This is a genomic window from Bradyrhizobium sp. AZCC 2176, from assembly GCF_036924645.1.
In the GTDB taxonomy this organism is placed as follows: domain Bacteria; phylum Pseudomonadota; class Alphaproteobacteria; order Rhizobiales; family Xanthobacteraceae; genus Bradyrhizobium.
In genome coordinates this window covers 2,097,033-2,114,733 of sequence record NZ_JAZHRX010000001.1, presented here as the reverse complement: position 1 = coordinate 2,114,733, position 17,701 = coordinate 2,097,033, and the positions used below count along the sequence as shown (strand labels likewise).

At 64.1% G+C, this 17,701-nt stretch carries 14 protein-coding genes; 4 read left to right on the top strand and 10 right to left on the bottom strand.

Features of this window, described 5'->3' with window-relative positions:
* Nucleotides 1-21: 21 nt before the first annotated feature.
* The 8 genes from V1288_RS09665 to V1288_RS09630 form a co-directional block, all read right to left on the bottom strand.
* Nucleotides 22-2,139, bottom strand: a complete 2,118-nt coding sequence (locus V1288_RS09665; protein ID WP_334356817.1) for a S9 family peptidase — start codon at nucleotides 2,137-2,139, stop codon at nucleotides 22-24.
* Between the two features lie 152 nt (nucleotides 2,140-2,291).
* Nucleotides 2,292-4,010: an ABC transporter permease gene (locus V1288_RS09660; RefSeq protein WP_334356816.1), complete on the bottom strand. Its 1,719-nt coding sequence runs from the start codon at nucleotides 4,008-4,010 to the stop codon at nucleotides 2,292-2,294.
* 142 nt (nucleotides 4,011-4,152) lie between these two features.
* Nucleotides 4,153-5,220, bottom strand: coding sequence for an ABC transporter substrate-binding protein (locus tag V1288_RS09655; protein ID WP_334356815.1), 1,068 nt, complete (start codon nucleotides 5,218-5,220; stop codon nucleotides 4,153-4,155).
* Between the two features lie 23 nt (nucleotides 5,221-5,243).
* Entirely contained in the window at nucleotides 5,244-6,314 is a 1,071-nt protein-coding gene (locus tag V1288_RS09650) for an ABC transporter ATP-binding protein (protein ID WP_334356814.1), read from the bottom strand.
* 295 nt (nucleotides 6,315-6,609) lie between these two features.
* A complete protein-coding gene (locus tag V1288_RS09645) occupies nucleotides 6,610-7,794 on the bottom strand; it encodes a pyridoxal-phosphate-dependent aminotransferase family protein (RefSeq protein ID WP_334356813.1) in 1,185 nt (394 codons plus the stop codon).
* Nucleotides 7,795-7,942: 148 nt separating this feature from the next.
* Complete coding sequence (locus V1288_RS09640) at nucleotides 7,943-8,779, bottom strand: LssY C-terminal domain-containing protein (RefSeq protein ID WP_334356812.1); 837 nt, start codon at nucleotides 8,777-8,779, stop codon at nucleotides 7,943-7,945.
* A 155-nt stretch (nucleotides 8,780-8,934) separates the two neighbouring features.
* Nucleotides 8,935-9,666, bottom strand: a complete 732-nt coding sequence (locus V1288_RS09635) for a thermonuclease family protein (protein WP_334356811.1) — start codon at nucleotides 9,664-9,666, stop codon at nucleotides 8,935-8,937.
* 148 nt (nucleotides 9,667-9,814) lie between these two features.
* Complete coding sequence (locus tag V1288_RS09630) at nucleotides 9,815-11,545, bottom strand: hypothetical protein (RefSeq protein WP_334356810.1); 1,731 nt, start codon at nucleotides 11,543-11,545, stop codon at nucleotides 9,815-9,817.
* A gap of 374 nt (nucleotides 11,546-11,919) precedes the next feature.
* Between V1288_RS09630 and V1288_RS09625 the strand changes: the two genes are divergently transcribed.
* Complete coding sequence (locus tag V1288_RS09625) at nucleotides 11,920-12,759, top strand: caspase family protein (protein WP_334356809.1); 840 nt, start codon at nucleotides 11,920-11,922, stop codon at nucleotides 12,757-12,759.
* A gap of 178 nt (nucleotides 12,760-12,937) precedes the next feature.
* Here V1288_RS09625 and V1288_RS09620 read toward each other — a convergent pair whose 3' ends face one another.
* Nucleotides 12,938-13,834 (bottom strand): efflux RND transporter periplasmic adaptor subunit, encoded by an 897-nt coding sequence (locus tag V1288_RS09620; RefSeq protein ID WP_442893935.1) that lies wholly within the window; start codon nucleotides 13,832-13,834, stop codon nucleotides 12,938-12,940.
* A 174-nt stretch (nucleotides 13,835-14,008) separates the two neighbouring features.
* Entirely contained in the window at nucleotides 14,009-14,884 is an 876-nt protein-coding gene (locus V1288_RS09615) for a class I SAM-dependent methyltransferase (protein ID WP_334356808.1), read from the bottom strand.
* 265 nt (nucleotides 14,885-15,149) lie between these two features.
* On the opposite strand from V1288_RS09615, the gene V1288_RS09610 reads away from it, so the two are divergent.
* From V1288_RS09610 to V1288_RS09600, 3 genes are all read left to right on the top strand, one after another.
* Nucleotides 15,150-16,730 (top strand): winged helix-turn-helix domain-containing tetratricopeptide repeat protein, encoded by a 1,581-nt coding sequence (locus tag V1288_RS09610; protein WP_334356807.1) that lies wholly within the window; start codon nucleotides 15,150-15,152, stop codon nucleotides 16,728-16,730.
* 124 nt (nucleotides 16,731-16,854) lie between these two features.
* Nucleotides 16,855-17,082: a tautomerase family protein gene (locus V1288_RS09605; RefSeq protein WP_334356806.1), complete on the top strand. Its 228-nt coding sequence runs from the start codon at nucleotides 16,855-16,857 to the stop codon at nucleotides 17,080-17,082.
* Nucleotides 17,083-17,297: 215 nt separating this feature from the next.
* Complete coding sequence (locus tag V1288_RS09600) at nucleotides 17,298-17,564, top strand: DUF1127 domain-containing protein (RefSeq protein WP_334356805.1); 267 nt, start codon at nucleotides 17,298-17,300, stop codon at nucleotides 17,562-17,564.
* Nucleotides 17,565-17,701: the final 137 nt, after the last annotated feature.

The following is a 17,701-nucleotide window of genomic DNA, read 5'->3' as shown; positions in this document are numbered from 1 at the left end:
TAGCGCCGGGTGAGGGAGCAACTAAACCCCACCCTTCTCCGCCAGCCCCACCGCCCACAGCGCGAACGCATACGCGATCGCCACTTCATCCAGCCGGTTGAACCGCCCCGACGCGCCGCCGTGGCCGGCGCCCATGTTGGTGCGCAGCAATACCGGGCCGCCGCCGCTCATGGTCGCGCGCAGCCGCGCGATCCATTTCGCGGGCTCCCAATAGGTGACGCGCGGATCGGTCAGTCCGCCCATCGCGAGGATCGCCGGGTAGTCCTTGGCGGCGAGGTTGTCGTAGGGCGAGTACGACAAAATGGTGCGAAAATCCTTTTCGCTTTCGATCGGGTTGCCCCATTCCGGCCATTCCGGCGGCGTCAGCGGCAGCGTGTCGTCGAGCATTGTGTTGAGCACATCGACGAACGGCACCTCGGCGACGATGCCGGCGAACAGTTCGCCTGAGCGGTTGGCGACCGCACCCATCAGCATGCCGCCGGCGCTGCCGCCATGGCCGACGATGCGTTTTGCGCTGCTGTACTTCGCCTCGATCAGCGCGCGTCCGGCCGCCGCGAAATCATCGAACGAGTTCGTTTTCTTCTCGCGCTTGCCGTCGAGATACCAGCCCCAGCCCTTGTCGGCGCCCCCTCTGATATGTGCGATGGCGTAGACAAAGCCGCGATCGACCAGCGACAGCCGGTTGGCGGCAAAGGACGCCGGCATCGCCATGCCGTAGGAGCCGTAGCCGTAGAGCAGCAGCGGCGCTTTGCCGTCGCGCACCAGGTCCCTGCGGTGCAGGATCGAGACCGGCACCAGCGCGCCGTCATGCGACGTGGCCATGATGCGCGTGGTGACGTAGTCGGCCGGGTTGTGGCCGGACGGAATCTCCTGCCGCTTGCGCAACACCCGTGCCCGCGTCGCCATGTCGTAGTCATAGACTTCCGCCGGCGTCGTCATCGACGAGTAGGAGAATCGCAAATTCGTGGTTTCGAACTCGTAGCCGCCCATGGTGTCGAGCGAATAGGCGGCCTCGTCGAAGGCGATGGCGTGCTCTTCGCCGCTCGTGAGATCACGAATGATGATCGCGGGCAGCGCGTTGGCGCGCTCCAGACGCACCATGTGATTGGCATAGAGCTCGACATCCAGCACATAGACGCCTTCCCGATACGGAATGAGATCTTGCCAGTTGGCGCGTTCGGGCGCGGCGAGGGGTGCGGTGACGACCTTGAAGTCGATCGCGCCATCCGCGTTGGTGAGAATGAACAGCTCGTCGCCGCGGTCGGCGAGCGAATATTGCACGCCTTCCTCGCGCGTCGCGACAAGCCGCGGCGGCGCTTCGGGATGTTCGAGGTCGATCAGCCGTTGCTCTGATGTTTCGTGGTCGCCGCCGGCGATCACGCAGAAGCGCCCGGAAGAGCTCTCATGCAGATGGGTGAACCAGCCGGAGTCTTTTTCTTCATAGACCAGCGTGTCGTCTACCTGTTTGGTGCCGAGCCGGTGGCGCCAGACCTGCATCGGTCGATGGTTGTCGTCGAGCTTGACGTAAAAGAAGCTGTTGCAATCCTTGCTCCAGACGATGCCGCCATCGGTCTCTTCGACGAGGTCGTCGCGATCGGTCCCTGTCTGCCAGTCGCGCACCCGGATCGAGAAATACTCCGAGCCCTTGGTGTCGGCGCTCCATGCCTGCAGTTTGTGATCCGGCGAATGCCGTGCGCCGCCGAACTTGAAGTATTCCTGGTTGGCGGCCAGCGCGTCGCCATCGAGCACGATTTGCACGTCGCCGCCGTCGCGCGGTGTGCGGCCGAACAACTCATGCTGCCCGCCCTCGCGGAATTTCCGCAAATAGGCAAACGGACCATCCGCCGCCGGCACGCTGGAATCGTCTTCCTTGATCCGCCCGCGCATTTCCGCCACCAGCTTCTTCTGTAGCGGCGCGGTATGGCCGAGCAGGCTTTCGGTGTAGTCGTTCTCGGCTTCCAGATACTTTCGGATATCCGGGTCCAGGATCGAGGGATCGCGCAGCACTTCCTGCCATCTGGCGTCCTTCAGCCATGCGTAATCATCCGTCACCGTGATGCCGTGCGTGGTGAAGGAATGCGGGCGGCGCGGCGCGATCGGCGGCGACAGGACAGGCTTTTTGGCGGCGGCTTGGGTCACGCGGTCCTCATTGGGTTCAGTGATCGTGCCTTATATCGGGGCGAATGGGGCGGATTACCAGATGTGCTGACCTGTAGGGTGGGCAAAGCGCGAAGCGTGCCCACCATCTATCGCCGAATGGTGGGCACGCTGCGCTTTGCCCACCCTACGGTTCAACTATTCCTTAACCTCGCGGCGGCGCCGCCGCCGAACACCGGGATCCGGTTCACCGCGAGCACCACCGCGAACGTAATCACCAGCATCGCGATACCCAGCACCGAAATCGCCGCGAGGTCACCGCTTTCGTTGAGGTCGTAGATCAAAACCGACAGCACCTTGGTCTGCGAGGTGAACAGCACGATCGCAGCCGACAGTTCGCGCATCACGCCGATGAAGATGAAGCACCAGGTCGCGATCACGCCGGTGCGCAGCAAGGGTGCGGTGATCTGGCGCAACGCCTGCAGCCGCGTCGCGCCGAGGATGCGACTGGCGTCTTCCAGCTCGGGATGAATCGTCGCGAACGCCGCCTGCAATTGCTGGTAGGCCGACGGTAAATTGATGGTGAGGAATGCCAGCAGCAGGATCCACAGCGTGCCGTACAGCACGAAGGGCGGGCGCGTGTAGCTCAGGAACAGCCCGACGCCGAGCACGATGCCGGGCACAGCAACCGGTGCGGTCGCGAGAAAGCCGAGCACGCGGTGGCTCGCGATCACGCGGCGCGTCGTGACATAGGCAACGACGAGCGCCAGGATCGTGCCGATGGTCGCCGTCGATGCGCCCAGGATCACGGTGTTCTTGAGTGCGAGCTGGGTCGACGACAGTTCGGTGAAGACGAACACGATGTTGTGCAGCGTCGCCGTCGACGGCGTCACCAGCGTGGTGGCGTTCGGCGAAAACGCCGCGTTGAGCAGCGCGAAATAGGGCAGGAACACCGGATTGAGCAGCACGATGAGGCAGAACACCAGCGCCGCCCAGCGCCATCCCCTCATCTCGATCGGACGCGGCGCGCCATATTTGCCGCCGACCACGGAAAAGCCGCGGCGGCCGAGCAGGAATTTTTGGCCCTGCAGCAGCAATATCGTGAGCAGCAACAGCGGCACGGCGGCGGCGGCGGCGAGTTCGAGTTTTGGCGGATACTGGAACAGGCTCCAGATTTTCGTCGTCATGGTGTGGAAGCCGGCCGGCAGCGCCAGGATCGCAGGCGATCCGAATAGCGTCATCGCCTGCAGGAATGCGATCAGCGCGCCGGCGACCAGCGCGGGCAGCGCTAAGGGTATCGTGACGCGCCGCGCGGTGGTCCAGGCCTTGCCGCCGAGAATGGCGGAGGCGTCTTCCAGCTCGCCCGGCATGTTGTCGAGCGCATTGGCGACCAGCACGAACACAAACGGAAACGTGTAGCAGGAGATCACGAAGATCAGCCCGGTCAGCGAATAGATGTCGAACAGCGGATCCTCTGCGTCGGTGAGATAGCGATAGAGCTGGTTCAGCAGTCCGCTGTTGGGCGCCGCCAGCAATTCCCAGGCGACCGCGCCGAGGAAGGGCGGCGTGACAAAGGACGCCGTCACCAGCGCGCGGATGATCTGCCGCCCCGGCATATCGGTGCGCGACACCAGCCAGCCGATCGGAGCGGCGACAAGGCAGCAGACCACCGCCGAGGTGGTGGCGATGATCGCAGTCGTCAGCAGGGGATCGAGGAACGCCGGGTCGGTGAACAGCGTGACGAAATTCTGCAGCGTCGGATGCCGCGCCTTGTCGGTGAACGCGAACACCGCCAGCCACGATAGTGGCAGCACGATCAGCACGATCATGAAGGCGGCAAACAGCCACAGGACCGGGCGGGTGAGGTCGATGCGGGATTTTGGGGTGTCGGCGGTGGTGATGATTGCCGTCATGCGAATTTTCTCTCCGTCATTCCGGGGCGATGCAAAGCATCGAACCCGGAATCTCGAGATTCCCCGATGCGCAGTGCGCATCTGAGGTCTGGTCCTTCGGACCATCCCGGAATGACAGCGGTATGTGTGGCGAACACCATCCTCAAACCCTGAACAGCCGCGCATAGCGCGTCTTGATCTCTTCGGTCATCTTCTCCACGCCCTCCGCATCTTCCTTCATCAGCTTGATGTCCGAAATCTTCCGTCGCCCCGGCTTCGATTGCACCTGCGCGTGCACCGAATACTGCGCGGTGAAGTCGATGAAGAACTGCTGCGTCTCGCGGGTATGCAGCCAGGCCTGGAACAGTTTTGCGGCATTGGGATGCTGGGCGGTCTTGAAGATGCCGGTTGGTCCGGAAATCGTCGGCGTGCCTTCGGTCGGGTAGACCGGTTCGACCGGCTGTCCGGCTTCCTTCAACAGCACGATGCCGTATTCGTTGCCGTCGGCCATCACCGCGCGCTCGCCGAGCGACAGCTTTTTCGGCGGGTCGGTCGATGACTGGACCTGCATCACGCGCTGTTTTGCGAGCTTTTCCATGTACTCCCAGCCGAGCTCGCGCACCGTCTGGAACGTCGCGGTCATGATGGTGCCGCTATAGGCGGGATGCCCCTTCACCATCTTGCCCGCCCATTTGGGATCGAGCAGGTCGGCAAAGCTCTTCGGCGCATCCTCGGGCTTGACCAGGTTGGTGTTATAGGCAATCGACGACAGCCAGACGCGCGAGGTCGTGAACATGCCGTCGGGGTCGCGATAGCTTTCCGGAAAATGCTTGGCGACGTCCTCGGGCACGAACGGCATCAGCCAGCCGTTCTTCTTCCAGACGATGAAGTGCGAGGCGTCGGAGGAGTTGACGATGTCGGCGGCGCGAATGTTGCTGGCAAATTCCTGGTCGATCCGCTGGAACAACCGCTCGGAGCCGGAACGCTCGATCTGAATGGTGATGCCGGGATAGGCGGCCTCGAACGCCTTGCCGAGTTTTTCACCGACCGGCAGGTCCATCGATGAATAGAAGATCAGCTTGCCTTCCTTCTTCGCGGCCTCGACCAGCGCCGGCGTGATCGCGACCGGTTCCGGCGCCTGCGCGCGAACGGGAGAGGCGAACACGGTTCCGGCCGCCAGCGCCACTGAGCCTTGCAGGATGTCGCGCCGCGAAAGTTTTCGTCCGTTCATCGCGTCCTTCCGTCGTTTCTTGTTTATCGGCTGAGCGCCCGGCAGCGCTCGGGTGGCAGTGTCAGCCAGACCTCGCTGCCCTTTGGCACATTGGTTTCGGTCGGCGTGGTGGCGCGCAAACTGGTGCCGTCGGCCACCTCGACCATGTAGTCGCGCGCAGCGCCGAGATAGACCTGGCGCGTGACGACCGCCTTGATCGCATTTTCAGGCGAAGCCGGCGTCTGCGTCGATAGCCCGATGTCGTGCTGGCGGATCGCGACCACGGCGCCCTCACCAGCCGTGAGCGGTGCGCCGACCACCTTCAGCGTCGCGTCCGCAAAGGCAACATGGTTGGCATCGCGCGCGGTGCCCTTGATGACGTTGCTGGCGCCGATGAAGCGGGCGACGAATTCGGATTCCGGGCGGGCATAGATGTCTTCGGGTGTGCCGAGCTGGTCGATCCGCCCGCCATTCATGACCGCGATCAGGTCGGCCGTGGTCATGGCCTCGGACTGGTCATGGGTAACATAGACGGTGGTGTAGCGATATTCATCATGCAGGCGGCGGATTTCGAACCGCATCTCCTCGCGCAAATTGGCATCGAGGTTGGAGAGCGGCTCGTCGAGCAGCAGCGTCTGCGGTTCGACGATCAGCGCGCGTGCCAGCGCCACGCGCTGCTGCTGTCCGCCGGAGAGTTCGCCGGGATAGCGCTGCGCCAGCGCTTCGAGCTTGGTGGTAGCAAGGATCGCCGCGAGCTTCTTTGCAATCGTATCGCGGTCGAGCTTGCGCAGGCGCAGGCCGTAGACGATGTTTTCCGTCACCGTCATGTGCGGCCACAGCGCGTAGCTCTGAAAAATCATCGACATGTTGCGCTGCTCGGGCGGCAGCGTGCGCGCCTTCGACGACACCAGCCGGTCGCCGACATGGATCTCGCCGTCGGAGGGTTCCAGGAAACCGGCGATCAGCCGCAGTGTGGTGGTCTTGCCGCAGCCGGAGGGCCCAAGCAGGCAGACCAGTTGTCCATGGTCGATTTTCAATGAGACGTTATCGACCACCGCAAGCGAGCCAAATCGCTTGGTCAGGCCGCGCAAATCAACGGACGCCAATCGCCTCACTCCCACTCTTGTTCGTGCACGGATCAGCGCCCGGCTTGGTATGCCAGTATACGGACAAAAACGGGATGGGAAAGGGAGTTGAGTTCGGAAACGAACTAACGACTTTGTCGTCCCTGCGGACGCCGCTGTCCGCGAAAGTGGCACAGCGGGAGACGGCTCTGCCCCAAGAACTCAGAGCGCTAGCTGGCCAACGCAAAGCGTCAGCCATGGCGCTTCATCGATGGATCACGCGGTATGGGTCCCTTGCTTTCGCAGGGACGACCGCTAGCGGTACGCGAGCCGGCGATAGTCGAGCTTACGCCCCGACGTTCTCGCCGAGATATTCGATCGCGGCTTCGGTTCCGCCCTTGCCGTGGGGAATATTGAGCGCGTTGAGGCCGACCTCGACGACGCCGAGCGTGCCCAAGATCATCGGCGCATTCACATGGCCCATATGGGCGATGCGAAAAGCCTGGCCGGACAAATCACCGATGCCGGTGCCGAGCACCACGCCGCATTTTTCCTTGCAGTAGCGCTGCAGCGCGGCCGGATCGAAGCCGTTCATCGTCACCGTCGTCACCGTGTTGGAGCGCTCATTGGCTTCCGCGATGTTGAAGCCGATCACCTGACCCTCGCTCCAGACGGCGACCGCGCGGCGCACCGCTTCGGCGAGTAGCCGGTGGCGCAGATGCGCGTTCTCCAGCCCCTCGGCATGCAGCATATCGATCGCCTTGCGCAGCGCGAACAGCAAATGCACCGGCGCGGTGCCGGCATATTTGCGGTAGTGCTCAGCTCCTTCACGTTCGGTCCAGTCCCAATAGGGCGTGCGCAGGTTGGCGCGTCTGTGTACTTCGCGGGCGCGCTCGTTGGCGGCGACGAAGCCCAGGCCCGGCGGCGTCATCAGGCCCTTCTGTGAGCCGGACATCGCGACATCGATGCCCCATTTGTCCATCTCGAACGGCATGCAGCCGAGCGAAGCGACCGTGTCGACCATGAACAGCGCCGGATGCCCGGTCGATTTGATCGCCTTGCCGATGGCTTCGACGTCGTTATAGGCGCCCGAGGCGGTATCGACCTGCACCGCGACGATCGCCTTGATGGTGTGATCCTTGTCTTGCCGGAGCCGCGCCTCGACTTCGGCAGGACGGATCGCCCGGCGCCAGTCGCCTTTCAGTACCTCGACTTCGGCGCCCATGGCGGCGGCGGCCTGGCCCCAGCCGATCGCAAAGCGTCCGCTTTCCAGCACCAGCAGCTTGTCGCCGCGCGACAGCACGTTGGAAAGCGTTGCTTCCCAGGCGCCATGGCCGTTGGCGATGTAGATGTAGGATTGGCCCTTGGTGGCGAACAGTTTCGACAGGTCGGCGAGCAGGCTGTCGGTCAGTTCCAGCATCTGTTCGGAATAGATATCGAGCGCCGGGCGATGCATCGCCTGCAGCACCTCGTCGGGCATGGTGGTGGGTCCCGGGATGGCCAGAAATTCCCGGCCCGCGCGAACGGTCATTTGTTGGTTTTCCTTGTCGGCAGGAGATTCAAAGCTCGGCGTCACAATAGGCGATTGACGCCGCCATTGCGAGCGCACTGCAGCAATCCAGAGCCGCAAAAAGAGTTGATTGCACTCATTGCTCCGCCCCTGACCGTGACAGCGCGGGCTATTTCCCCACCGCATTGGCGATGGCGCGCCAGATCTGGTCCTTCAATTCGGTCGCCGGCGGGCTCGGGATCGTCACCGCAGGCCCCTCGCGCTTCTTGCAGGCTTCGACCAGCCGCAGCACCCAGATTTCGCCGTCGGTGTAATAGAGGTCGCCGCCGCCATTATGGCCCGCAATCGTCGGCCCGATGCCGGTGACCTGATATTTCGCCTCGACCATGCCGGCGTTTTCCAGATCGGCTGCAAGCAGCGCGCGCTCGGCGTCGAGATCGGGGCCGATGTGGTGCGTGACTTCAGCGGTGTATTTGCTGACGCCGACGCCGCGATCCTGCGTCGCAGCCCCAAGCCAGACCGGCCGCTTCTCCGCGCCGCTCTCCAGCACCTTCCAATAGCGCACATGGTTGCGCTGGTCGGCACTGGTCCCGATCGGCTTTTCATAGGCGAGATCCTCGCGGCGGCCGAGATAATAGAGATTGCTCACCGGCGCGTCCTTGTAGGGACGGTCCAGCAGCACGCTGCCGACGATCTCGATCGAGGATTTCAGCGTGATCCGGTCGGCCGGATACCAGCCGGCCGCGTGCATCGCACAGACCACGTCGCCGATGTCGCCGATCAGCCCGACATTCATGGGATCGCCGGGAATACCCTGCGCGGTGCGCGTCACCATCGGCATCTCGGCAAGCCCGCGCTGATGCTCGTAATGCGTCCAGAACCCCGGCAGCACCAGATAGGCGAGCAGGCCGTAGCCGCCGAGGATGACGAACGTGAGCGTAAGGGCGCGCCGCAACCCGCCGCGCTTGCGCCGCGGCAATCGTCGATCCGATTGAGAATTAGTCACCGTAGCTGCTTCTCCCTCTCCCCGCTCTTCGCGGGGAGAGGGTCGGGGTAAGGGGCTCTCTCCGCAAATTCTGATGCCGATGGATGGACCGGTACCCCGGATCGCGAAGGGCGATCCGACCTCTCCCCGCAAGCGGGGCGAGGTTAAGAAAAGATCTAGCGCCGCGTCTCTCTACAGCCAGCCGCTTCGGCCTCCTCGACCGAGCAGAACCAGCGGGTGCCCTTTGAGATCTTCATCTCGATCTTCGCATACCAGCGGCTCGTCGGTTGATGATAGATGCATTCGCCAGAGCGGTTGACGTTGCCCTTGATGGTGCAATCGGGCGAGGGCGCGACCGATCCGGATGCCGATGCCAGCAGGATCGCCTTGGCGTTCTCCGGCGGCTTGATGGCGCCGAGAACGGCGGTCTTCTTGTTGCGGATGCGCCAGTCCCATGGCGCGATGAACGCGCCCTGCCACATCCCGGCCTTGGCCTCGCGCGCGGCCTTCTCGTCGGCCTCGTAGTCCCGCGAGATGCGCGTCAGCGCCAGCGCCCAGCCGTTCGACACCAGCCATTTCTGGATGTCCTCGCCGTCGGCATCGCAGCGCGCCACCGTGCGGCCGCGGCGGTCGGTGACGGGCCTGGTATGACAGGTCCAGCTCTTGCCGCCGAAGCGTTTGATCAGTTCGTCGCGCGCAGCCGCGCCGCAGGTCCAGCGCTCGCCCTTGGTGTTGAGGCAGAGCTGATCGACCGCCGGCGCGTCGATGCCACCCAGGCGAATGCGGTGGGTGCCGATCTGGAGCTGATCGCCTTCGCGGATTTTCGGGACGCCGGTGATGTCGGCCGCCTGCGCCATGGCGGGGAAAGACAGCAGCAAAACGGCGAACAGCAATTTCCGTAAATTCATCGACGGTCCCAGCAGCGTAATGATGCGGATAGTGCGGACAATGGGGCCGTCTTGCCAGAGCCGCAGCGTCGCATCGCTTTCAACTTCCCGTCATTGAAGGAGCGAATGGCGAGTAGCGAATGGCGAATGGAAAGCTACTCGCCACTCGCTATTCGCTACTCGCCAACTTTCTTCGCGCCAGCGCCAAGCCCATCAATACAAACGCCGACGTCACCTCGGGGCCGCCGACCAGGATCCGCGTCGGCGTCTTCATCTTGTTCCACTCATAGGCCTTGTAGGGCCCGTGCCTGCCGCCTTCGCCGAAATGGGCCGTAATACAATTCAGCGCCGGCGCGAAGGTCGAGACGTCGGCGCCGAGATGCGCCAGCGCCATCAGCGCCAGCGCGGCGTCGAACACGTTCATCTCGCGCGCGATCAATTCCCCCTCGACATAGGCCAGCACGCGTCCGCGGATAACTTCGAAGGTGCCGTCCGGATCGATCGCCTGTCGCGCGGCTTCAGGCAACGCCATGAACGCGGCATGGCAGCGGCCGAAATAGGCGGAGTAGAGTTCCGGCAGATAATAGATGTGCGAGCGCGGATTGGCGAAGGCGCCGCTTTCCACCAGCCGCCGCTGGAAGCCCAGGATGCGATGCACCGTCTCCAGTCGCTGCGGCGTCACCAGAATCTTCCAGCGCTTTAGATTCCGGAACGAGACTTCGAGAATGTCGAGATTGAGGGTCGGATCGAGGTCGTTGCCGTAGGGCCGGTCGCCCGCGAGATTGTCGATCCAGGTGACGACGCCGCCCTCGTAATCGATATTGTCGTTCAAGGGCACGGTGACGCGCGGCTCGTTGGCGCCCTCGCGCACCTGATAACCGCGGTAGAAATCCAGCAGCGGCTGGTCGAGGATCGGATCGGCGGAGCCAGCCTGGGTCGCCGCCGAGAACGAGCAGGCGGTGGTGTCGCAGTCCGGCACGTAGATGCCGAAGCCCAAATCCTGCTTGATCTGAGCGAAGAAGCGCGAGAAGCGCGGATGCGGCAGCGGCGCCAGCGCGGTGACCACACGCACCGTCGAGCCGTCATGCGAGGCCACTTGCTCGGCCGAGGTCTTCAGGCAGAAATCGACCATCTCCGAAATCGCGCGCCGCGACGCCGCAGCCTCATCTGATGAGGCCAGGCCGGTCTCGACATAGCTCAGCAGCGCCTCGGTGAAGAAGGCGTCGTAATAGGCCGAGCGGTGGCGGATCTGCATCGGCTCCCACATCGGCTCGGCGATCCCCGTCCACGGCGGGTTGATCAGGGCGCGGGCCGGTGAATGCGCGATGAAGATCCGCGCCAGGCTGAACAGCAGCGTCGAGTTCTTGTAGCCGCGCGAGTTCAGCCCGGTCAGCGCCATCAGCATCTCGCGCCCGCCCATGTCGGGGTCGCCGATCAGGTTGAATGCCGCATAGGTCGGGATGAAGCCGTTTTTGGCGAACGAGCCCAGCAGATGCGCGCCGCAGCGGCGGATCACCCGGTCGATCTCGCTTCCGTCGGGCGCCCGGCCAGCGGCCGCCACCGGCTGCGGGGAGGGGTGGCGCACTCCGATATCGGCCATCAGCTCGGCGATCGGGGCGCCGACCGCGGCCCAGTCCGGCTCGGCCTCGTCGCGCGCCTGCCGCAGCGCCTCCTGCAGGGCGCCAAGCCGCTTCTCGTCCCGCAGCGCGGGCAGCCCGGTCCGCCGCAACAGCGGCCGCAGCGCCGGATTGCCGAGCGCCGTCCGATAGAACTTGCCGAGATGGGGGTCGCCGTCGCGGTATTTCAGCAGCACGGGATCGCAGACGTCGTACAGCGAGGGGCCGTCTTTCCGCGCGGTCAGCGCCCGAAATGCGGCGCCGGCGATGGTGTGGAAGCCCATGCAATTTCTTTCCGCCGGAACGGTGAAGGAAGGGCCCCATTAAGCATGGCATATTACTTAAGGCGGCCACCGCCGGCCGGATCGGGCCCGCAAGCCCTTGAAAACTATATAAATCGACGAAAAACACAAATGTGATGTAGGTCACTTAACGGGAACTAACACTCCGCCATAGTCGACGGCAATTGGCTCCATGCACCAAATGAGGTTGTTCGGGAGGGCCCAGCAGGCTAAAAGCCCGCCTGTTGCGGTGCCGCAAATTGAGCGCAATTGGACGGCACACACCCGGCAACCCCTTCAAACCTGAACGGTCCTCACGCGACTAACTGGCGCCGGTCTTGCTTGGTGCCTTTGGACAAACTTGGGATGGTAACGCGATGAACCTCGGTCAGCTCCGCATCTCCCGCCGCAGCCTCACCATTGCCGTTGCGTTTGTCGGCCTGGTGTCGCTGGCTATCGGCGCCCATGCGGCGTTGAACAAGCGCTCGCTCGACGCCGCCAAGGCGATCGGAACCGAACAGACCGGCTCGATCGGCACGTCTGCCAGCCGGGTTGCGCTCGTGATCGGCAACGGCCATTACCCGGATGCCTCAGCCCCGCTCGCCCAGCCCATCAACGATGCCCGCGGCCTCACCGCCGCCTTGCGCGCCAAGGGTTTTGACGTCGACGTGGTCGAGGACGCCACCAAGGACGACATGGCCCGCGCCATCGTCCGGCTCAAGGCCAAGATCAAGCAGGACACCGTGGCGATGCTGTTCTTCGGCGGTTATGGCGTGCAGGTAGGCCGCGAGAGCTTCATGATTCCGGTCGATGCCGCGATCTGGAAGGAAGCTGACGTCCGCCGCGACGGCGTCTCGATCGAACAGGTGCTGGACGCGATGACCGAAAAGGGCGCCAAGGCCAAGCTCGTCGTCGTCGACGCCTCCCGCCGTAACCCCTATGAGCGCCGCTTCCGTTCCTACTCCCATGGCCTCGCCCCGATCTCGGCGCCGGAGAACGCGCTGATCCTGACCTCGGCGACCCCGGGCAAGGTCGCCGATGACGGCAAGGGCCAGTACAGCGTGCTGGTGACCGAGCTGCTCAACAATTTGAATTCGCAGTCCGGCGCAGCCAGCGCCTTCAACAAGACCCGCATCTCCGTCTCCCGCGCCTCCGACGGCGAGCAGGTGCCGCAGGTGTCGTCGTCCCTGCTGGAAGACGTCCGCATCGGCGGGTAATTCAGGCTGTCATGCGCGGGCTTGACCCGCGCATCATCAAGACATCGCTCTCTTCGTCATGGCCGGGCTTGTCCCGGCCATCCACGTCTTTGCATCCGCCGAAGTGTAGAACGTGGATGCCCGGGACATCTAGCGCGAAGACGCGCTTCGCGCTTCTGCCCGGGCATGACGGCGATACCTATTTCACATCCGCGCTCGCGGTCACCGGCCGCACCGGATCGCCTTCGCGCAGCAGCGCACCGGCGCGCGCCACCACGATGTCGCCTTCCTGCAGGCCCGAGGTGATCTCGACCTGGCCGGCCGCCATCAGCCCGGTCTCCACCCGCCGGGTTTCGACGCGCGCGCGCCGCACCACCTGCACCACGGTGCCGGCGGAGCCGTAGAGGATCGCGGTGAGCGGCACCGAGACGCCGCAGCTCTGCCCGGTCTTGATCTGCGCGCGGCCGCTGGAATTGACCAGGAGCCGCCGGTTGGTGGTGACGCCGACGAACACCTGCGCGAGCTGGCTGTTCGGCTCGACCGTGGTCGACAGCCGCCGCACTTTTCCATCGACCTCGCCGGCGCCGATCACCTTGATCCGCGCGGTCTGGTTGACCTGAAGCTTCTGGATGTCGCGCGTCGGCACCATGCCGACCAGGTCGAACTCGCCGCGCGCGATGATCGAGAATAGCGCCTCGCCCTTGCCCGAGGCCATCGCACCGACCGACGCGGTGGAGGCCGAGATCACCCCGCCCACCGGCGCCTGCACCGTGATCTGCCCGCCCTCGGGCAGGCTCAGCTTCGCCAGCACCTGGCCTGCGGTAACGCTGTCGCCCGCATCCACCATCACCTCGGCCACTTTCAGGCCCATCCGTTCGGGGCGCACCTGGTTCTCCTCGCGCGGAATGACGGTGCCGGAGACCTCGACGATATTGGCGAAGCAGGACTTTGCGGCTTTGAGCACGGTGACGGCGGCGCCCTTCGCCGGGGCTTCATCGTCGGCGGCGAGCAGGGGGTGGCTGGAAAAGCAGATCATGCCGACGGCAATCAGGGGGGGCAGCGTCAGTGAAAGGCCGCGCGCGCGGAAGGTGGTCATCTGCGTTTTGTTCCCGGTTTCGGTCTTAACCGATACCAGAAGGCCGACGGGAAAGCCAAGCGCCAAGAATGTCACCCCTCCGCCCGCAGCATCGGCTCGATCAGCGTCAGGCCCGCGCACCCGCCACCAGCGGAGCCACGCCAATGGCTCCGCCGATCTTGCCGGCGTTCGGCTTCACCGCTTGGTGATGACGACCTCGAGATACTCGCTGGGCACGACCATCGTGCCGTCGCCGGAGCGGTTCATGCGAACGATCAGGGCATGCAGATCGTTATGCAACTCTTCCTGTTTCGCGGGCTCGAGGGCTGCGAACGCTTTCAGCACCGGGCCGTAGTACGTCTTGAAGATGTCGAGGAAGTGCGCTGGCGAGCGATAGCGAAACTTGAACAGGCGCGATTCCGCCCTGATCGAGCGTGCGTCAGCGTCGAACATTTCGGTCAGCCGCGCGCTCGTTCCCCACAGCGCCGGCGATTTGGTCCCGGCGGGCGGCGGCAGATATTTGCCGAGCGTCTTGAAGACCTGTCCGATAAAACCGTCCGGTGTCCAGTTCGCCAGGCCGATCTTGCCCTTGGGCTTGCAGACCCGCATCAGCTCGGCCGCCGCGCGGTCCTGGTTCGGCGTGAACATGACGCCGAAGGTGGAGAGCACGGTGTCAAACCTGTTGTCGTCGAACGGCAGGTTTTCCGCGTCGGCTTCCCTGAATTCGATTGCCATGCCTTCAGCGGCGGCGCGCGCCCGGCCGCGCTCCAGCAACGCCGGCACGTAGTCGGTCGAGGTGACGTCGCACCACCGCCGTGCCGCGGCGAGGCTCGCCATGCCGTTGCCGGCGGCGACATCGAGCACCTTCGAGCCGGCCTTGAGATCGAGCGCCTCGCAGAGTTCCTCGCCGACGATCTGCAGCGTCGCGCCGACAATGGCGTAATCGCCCGACGACCATGCGGCCTGTTGACGCGTCTTGAGGGCGGCAAGGTCGGGAGCAGGTTGGGCAGAATTGGTTTGGGCAGAATCGGCTTGGATCTGGGTCGCTGCGGTCGCGGTCTGGCCGGTCATCGGGGTCTCCTTGATCGGGATCATGCGGCCACGGAAGGGGCCGCGATGAACCAAACATGGCCCTGTCAGGACCTAAAGACTGTGATGCCGGGCTGATTTTGCCTTGAGACCATCCTGATTTTTCAGTGAGATTTCTTTTTCTGTGAGATTTCGCACACATTCGCGAAGGTAAATTCGCTCTACCTTCCTCGCGTGCGGGACGAAAGTGACCGGAAATTACCTGCCGGTCTGAAAAGACTTATGATGTTCTAACCGGGATGAAGCCGTGCAATTTCATTTTTCCAACCATGTGCTTGATGTCGACCTTCGCGAGCTGACCCGCGGCGGCGAGAGCGTGGCGGTCGAGCCGCAGGTGTTCGATCTCTTGGTTCACCTGATCGAAAACCGCGACCATGTCGTCACCAAGGACGATCTGATCGAGACGGTGTGGGATGGCCGCATTGTCTCCGAATCCACGTTGACGAGCCGGATCAACGCCGCGCGCAAGGCGGTCGGCGACAGCGGCAAGGATCAGATCATGATCCGCACCCTGGCGCGAAAAGGCTTTCGCTTCGTCGGCGACGTGCAGCCGAAAGCCGCGAACGGCGGCGCAGTGCGCGCCGGTGCGCCCCAGCCGCTCGACCTCACCGGCGAACCGTTGCACCCGCAGCTCCCGGTGCTCGATCGCACCGCGATCGCGGTGCTACCGTTTGTCAATCTTAGCGGCGAGCCGGAGCAGGAATATTTTTCGGAAGGCATCAGCGAGGACATCATCACCGCGCTGTCGAAGCTGCGCTGGTTCTATGTGATCGCGCGGAATTCCTCGTTCAGCTACCGGGGAAAATCCGTCCATCACCAGCAGATCGGCGAGGAGCTCGGTGTCGGCTACGTCGTCGAGGGCAGCGTGCGCAAGGACGGCGACCATGTGCGCATCACGGCCCAGCTCGTCGATGTGGCCACCGGCAGTCACCTCTGGGCGGAGCGTTACGACCGCGATCTCGCCGACGTGTTCGCGGTGCAGGACGAAATCACCCAGGCCGTCGTCGCGGCGATCGAGCCGCAACTCTATGCGGCGGAGGATTTCCGGGCCCGGCGCAAGACGCCTGACAACATGGATGCGTGGGACCTGGTGATGCGCGCGCTGTCGCACTATTGGCGCGTCACGCGGCAGGACAATCTGGTCGCGCAGGCGCTTCTGGAAAAGGCGATCAGTGTCGATCCTTCCTACGGCCAGGCGCTCAGCCTGCTGGCTGCCTGCCACATGTTCTCTGCCCATATGGGCTGGCAGGAAATGTCGAGCGCCGTGCCGACAGCGGAGCGCGCGGCGCTGGCGGCGATCCGGGCCGACAGCGAGGATGCGTGGGCGCACTATGCGCTGGCCAGCGTCTATCTGTTCAACCGGCGCTTCGATGATTGCATCGCCGAATTCGAGCTCGCGTTGCGGCTCAATCCGAATTTTTCGCCCGCGCGCGGCCTCTATGGCGTCGCGCTGTCCTATCGCGGGCGCTGGGAGGACGGCGATCGCGCCGCGCGCGAGGCGCTGAAACTCTCACCGCGCGATCCCTTTGCCGCGATCTATTGCGGCGTCGCCGCCTATTGCCAGTATGTCGGCAAAAATTACGCGGAGGCGATCCGCCTGTCGCGTGAAGCGCTGCGGCAGCGCGCCGACTTTGTCGGCGCCCACCGCGTGCTGACCGCCTCCCTCGGCATGGCCGGCGGCCGCGATGCCGCCAAGGCAGCCCTCGACGGCCTCCGCCGCGCCCAGCCCAACATCTCGCTCGCCTGGCTCGCCAGCGGACTGCCGTTCGAGCACGAGGCGGACAAGGCGCATTATCTGGAGGGGTTTCAGCGCGCCGGCCTGCAATAGCTGCGCGGCGACATCTCAAGCGGGTCTGGACCGCAAATCATAGCTGTCTCAAAGTCTCGGTCCGCTGTCACAGGCATGTTGACGCTGCCCTCGGTTTTGCGAGGAAAGCATCAAGGAGAACTGCATGCCATTGATAGAGGTTCACGTCATCGAGAACGTGTTCAGTTCCGAGCAGAAGAGCCAGATGATCCGGAAGCTCACGGACGCCATGGTGTCGATCGAAGGCGAGAACATGCGCGGCGTTACCTGGGTCAAGATTTCCGAGGTCGCGAGCGGCGATTGGGGCGTCGGCGGCCAGCCGCTGACCACCGAAGCCGTCAAGGATCTCGCGGCCGGCCGAAAGGTGGCCTGACGAGCCTCGCCTTGCATCGGCGGCGGGCTGGCCCTGCCGGCGGTGCGGCTCATCGTTTCCGCGTTTGGATCCTCGATCCAGCCGTGCCCGGTGCTCGTCGCGCCTTTAGGCGTGCGCGCCGAACGCTGCTAACACTATGCTGGCAGCAGGCCTTCGATAGAAAAGGGGACCCGGCAAGCTCACCGGATTCCGGCTACTGTTTGAAAGAAATAGCCATGACTATGCTGACCACCATTCCGACCTCCGCCACCAGGCCATTTGCCTGGCGCACCGCGGTTTGGCTGGCGCGCCTGCGCCGTCACATCAACCGCTTCCTCGCAGCGGTGATCGCGCGCCACGAGCGTCACGCCGCGCGTGAGGCCCTGCGCATGCTCGACGATCGCCATCTCGAGGATATCGGCATGTACCGCGAGCAGATCGATAACAGTCTCGAAGAACTGGCGCAGACCCGCGCGCGAATGCAGCAGCCCGGTTGGCACTGACCGGCGGGTACGGCGTCGCCGCTTGTTGTCTGTCGGCCGCAACGGTTGCAGCGGCGCTTGCGCTGTCGAGCAAATTTTTCCAACGGTTTCAACGTGATTTGCCCCGTCCAGTCTCGCCCTCGAAAATAATTCGCTTC